The following is a 3467-nucleotide window of genomic DNA, read 5'->3' on the forward strand; positions in this document are numbered from 1 at the left end:
GAGGTGGAGCGGCGTGTGCTCGGGGTTGACCTGCGTGGCCGTCGGATCGTCGTCGGTGTACCAGCAGACGATCATCTGGTTGCTGATCGCGGCGAAATCCTCGTCGATCCGGCCGTCCCCGTCGTCGTCGACGCCGTTCAGCCAGTCCTCGTCCTCGAGCCCGTCCTTGTCGTCGTCGGCCGGGCTCGGCAGCCGGGAGCCGCCCGGGGCCCCCTCGAAGGTGGTGTAGATCTTCTGCAGGGGATCGGAACTCGGCCGGAACTCGATGTCCGGCGTGGCGGTCGAGACGACGGGGATCCCCCCTTTCTTCGCCCCCACCCACAGCCCGGCGGTGTAGAGATACTCGACCCCGGAGTTGGCCGGCCACTGGGCCGACGGGAATTCCGAGATCGGCAGCTGCCGTCCCGGGTAGGAGCCGAAGACCCCCCAGTTGCAGACGTGTATCTGGAGGTTGCCCACGTTGTGGATCCCGCTCCCGTCCCACACCCAGATGCGCTCCATCTCCTTCACCTTCGCGGCGAAGGCCGGATCGACGGTCCGCCCTCCGGCCAACCCGGGGAACAGGAGGATGGAAAAAAGGAGACAGGCGGGTAAAAGAGGGGAACGGCGGTCAAACTGACACGGTCTCCGGCACTCCGCCGCGACCTGGTCGCGGAAACGGCCGCGCCGGACATGCGGTCGGTCGCGCATGACTGCACTCCTTCCGTATGGCGATGTCTGTCGTCGGTGGAGACCGTCTTCCCCGGTGGGATCGGGGGAGGGAAAACGGGTGGTGGGAGTCTCCGTCTCTTCCCGTACCGGAAAGATAGCGTCGGGCGGCCGGACGGTCAATCGATTTGTGCCGGCGCCGGGTGGAGCGGCGCCGCGGACGGTCAGGTCTTTCCGGCCTCGCGCTGCTGGACCATGTCCTTGATCTTCATCATGCGTGTCTGCGAGGCGCGCTCGTTCTCGCCGAGCTTGCTCTCGATGCTCTTGATGCTCTCCTCGAGATCGGGGATCATGACGTACTCGAGCGCGTTCACGCGCCGCCTGGTCTTCTCGAGCTCCTCGGAGAGGTGGAAGAGGGCGTTCTCCTTCTCGGCGAGCTTGAGGAGCGTCGGGAAGGAGGCGTAGAGCTTTCCGAAGGCGACGTCGAGCTCGGGGGAGGTGCCGGTCAGCGTGTAGGCCGGATCGTTCTCCGGCCACGTGAAATCGAACTCGGGTATCCGCACGCTCATCTCGTACCGCATCGATACGCCGAGGGTGCCGCGGCGCGTGCTCAGCTCGAGGGCATCCTCGAGAGACTGGCGGTCCGTCGCGGCGCGGCCGCGGATGTAGTGCGCGCCGAGGCTCAGGAAGGCCTTCTCGACGACCCGGCGGAGATCGGTCGTCTCCCGGACGAGCGAGAAGAAGTTCTGCATGAGCTTCTCCTGCTTGTTCTTGAGGAGCCGGTGCCCCCGCTGCGACAGGTCGAGACGCCGCCGCAGCCTGAGGAGCGTCATCCGGTTGGGATTTTCCTTGCGCTTCACCTTCGATCCTTTGTCTCGCGGACCCTACCCGTCCTCGCCGTCTGGCGCCGCTTCGGCGGAACCGCCCTCCTCCTCCGCGACGGGAAGGTAGCGGTCGATGTATTCGTCGCGGATGCGCTTGATCTCGCTCCGCGGGATGTGCGTGAGAAGATCCCACCCGATGGTGAGCGTCTCCTCGATCGTCCGGTTCTCGTCGAGGGCCTGTCGGACGAAACGGTCCTCGAAATCGCCGCCGAAGGCCATGAAGGCGCGGTCGGCGTCCGAGAGCGCCGCCTCGCCGAGCACGACCGCCAGTTCCTCGACCTCCTTGCTTCGCGCGTACGAGGAGAAGAGCTGGTTCGCCACCTGGGCGTGGTCCTCGCGCGTGCGCCCCTCGCCGATCCCCTTGTCCCGGAGCCGGGACAGGCTCGGCAGGACGTTGATCGGCGGGTAGATCCCCTTGCGGTGCAGGACACGGTCGAGGATGATCTGCCCCTCGGTGATGTAGCCGGTGAGGTCGGGAATGGGATGCGTCTTGTCGTCGTCCGGCATCGAGAGGATCGGGATCTGCGTGATCGATCCCTCCTGCACCTCCCCCTCCTTCTCGCCCTTGAGCAGCCCCGCGCGCTCGTAGAGTGAGGCGAGATCGGTGTAGAGGTAGCCCGGGTAGCCGCGCCGCCCCGGGATCTCCTTGCGGGCGACGGAAACCTCGCGAAGAGCCTCGCAGTAGTTCGTCATGTCGGTCATGATGACGAGCACGTGCATCCCGCGCTCGAAGGCGAGATACTCGGCCGCGGTGAGAGCGGTCCGCGGCGTGGCGATGCGCTCGATCGTCGGGTCGTTGGCGAGGTTGACGAAGAGGACCACCCGCTCCATCGCGCCCGTCTCCTGGAAGTCGCGGATGAAGTAGTTGGCCTCCTCGAAGGTGATCCCCATCGCGGCGAAGACGATCGCGAACGCCGATTCGGCGCCCGGCACCGTCGCCTGGCGCGCGATCTGCGCGGCCAGTTCCGAGTGGGGCAGCCCGAATCCCGAGAAGATCGGGAGCTTCTGCCCGCGGACGAGGGTGTTGAGCCCGTCGATGGCCGATATCCCCGTCTGGATGAACTCCTGGGGATAGACCCGCGCGTAGGGGTTGATCGGGTTCCCGTTGATGTCCAGCCGTTTCTCGGGGACGATCTTCGGGCCGTCGTCGATCGGCGCGCCGAGCCCGTTGAAGATCCGTCCGAGGATGTCCGGCGAGACGGCGAGCTCGAGCCCGCGCCCGAGAAACCGCACCTTCGTCTTCGCGATGTCGACGCCGCGCGTGCCCTCGAAGAGCTGCACGAGCACGTGCCGGCGATCGACCTCGAGAACCCGCCCGTTCCGGATCTCCCCGTCGGGAAGCTCGACCTCGACGACCTCCTCGTACGTGGCGTGATCGACATCGCCGAGCAGCACCAGCGGTCCGGTGATCTCCTCGATCGTCGAATATTCAGTCACCATCAGGCTACCTCTCTTCCCCTGTCGTCATCTGTCTCTCGTCTGCCCGTCATTCCGTCTCGACCGAGCGCGCCTCGGCGGACCGCTCGGCGATCTCGGTCTCGATGTCCGCGAGGATCGCGTCGAACTCGTCGAGGCTGTCCTCCTTGACGAGGCGCATCCTGGCGATCTTCTCCCGCACGGGGAGGTCGAGGAGCTTGCGCACCGGCACGCCGCGTTCCAGCGCCCGCGCGCTCGCGCGATAAACCTCCATGATCGCGCCCAGCATCCGGTACTGCTTGAGGAGGCGCGTGTAGGCGTCGTCCGGATCGAACGCCGACTGGTGGAGGAAATCCTCACGGATCATCTTCGCCGTCTCGAGGACGATGCGGTCCTGTCCCGAGAGGGCGTCGACGCCGACGAGCCGCACGAGCTCGTTGAGGTCCGATTCCTTCTGCAGCAGCGTCATCGCCTCCGTCCGCATCCCCCGCCAGTCTTCGGAGACCTCGTTGCGGAAGA

At 66.3% G+C, this 3467-nt stretch carries 4 protein-coding genes; all 4 read right to left on the reverse strand.

Annotated elements, in window-relative coordinates:
* Positions 1-501, reverse strand: a 501-nt coding sequence (locus JW876_02940; GenBank protein ID MBN1884466.1) for a hypothetical protein, incomplete at its 3' end; no start/stop codon positions are given.
* 371 nt (positions 502-872) lie between these two features.
* Positions 873-1508: a V-type ATP synthase subunit D gene (locus JW876_02945; GenBank protein ID MBN1884467.1), complete on the reverse strand. Its 636-nt coding sequence runs from the start codon at positions 1506-1508 to the stop codon at positions 873-875.
* A gap of 24 nt (positions 1509-1532) precedes the next feature.
* The gene (locus JW876_02950) at positions 1533-2972 is read right to left on the reverse strand and encodes a V-type ATP synthase subunit B (protein MBN1884468.1); all 1440 of its coding nucleotides are present in this window, start codon (positions 2970-2972) and stop codon (positions 1533-1535) included.
* A gap of 46 nt (positions 2973-3018) precedes the next feature.
* Positions 3019-3467: V-type ATP synthase subunit A (locus JW876_02955; protein ID MBN1884469.1), on the reverse strand; the 449-nt coding region annotated here is incomplete at its 5' end.

The organism is Candidatus Krumholzibacteriota bacterium, from assembly GCA_016931295.1.
GTDB lineage: Bacteria > Krumholzibacteriota > Krumholzibacteriia > Krumholzibacteriales > Krumholzibacteriaceae > JAFGEZ01.

Bases quoted from the DNA above. Each gene is read 5' to 3' on its own strand.
- JW876_02950 (MBN1884468.1), bottom strand. From the start codon at position 2,972: ATGGTGACTGAATATTCGACGATCGAGGAGATCACCGGACCGCTGGTG.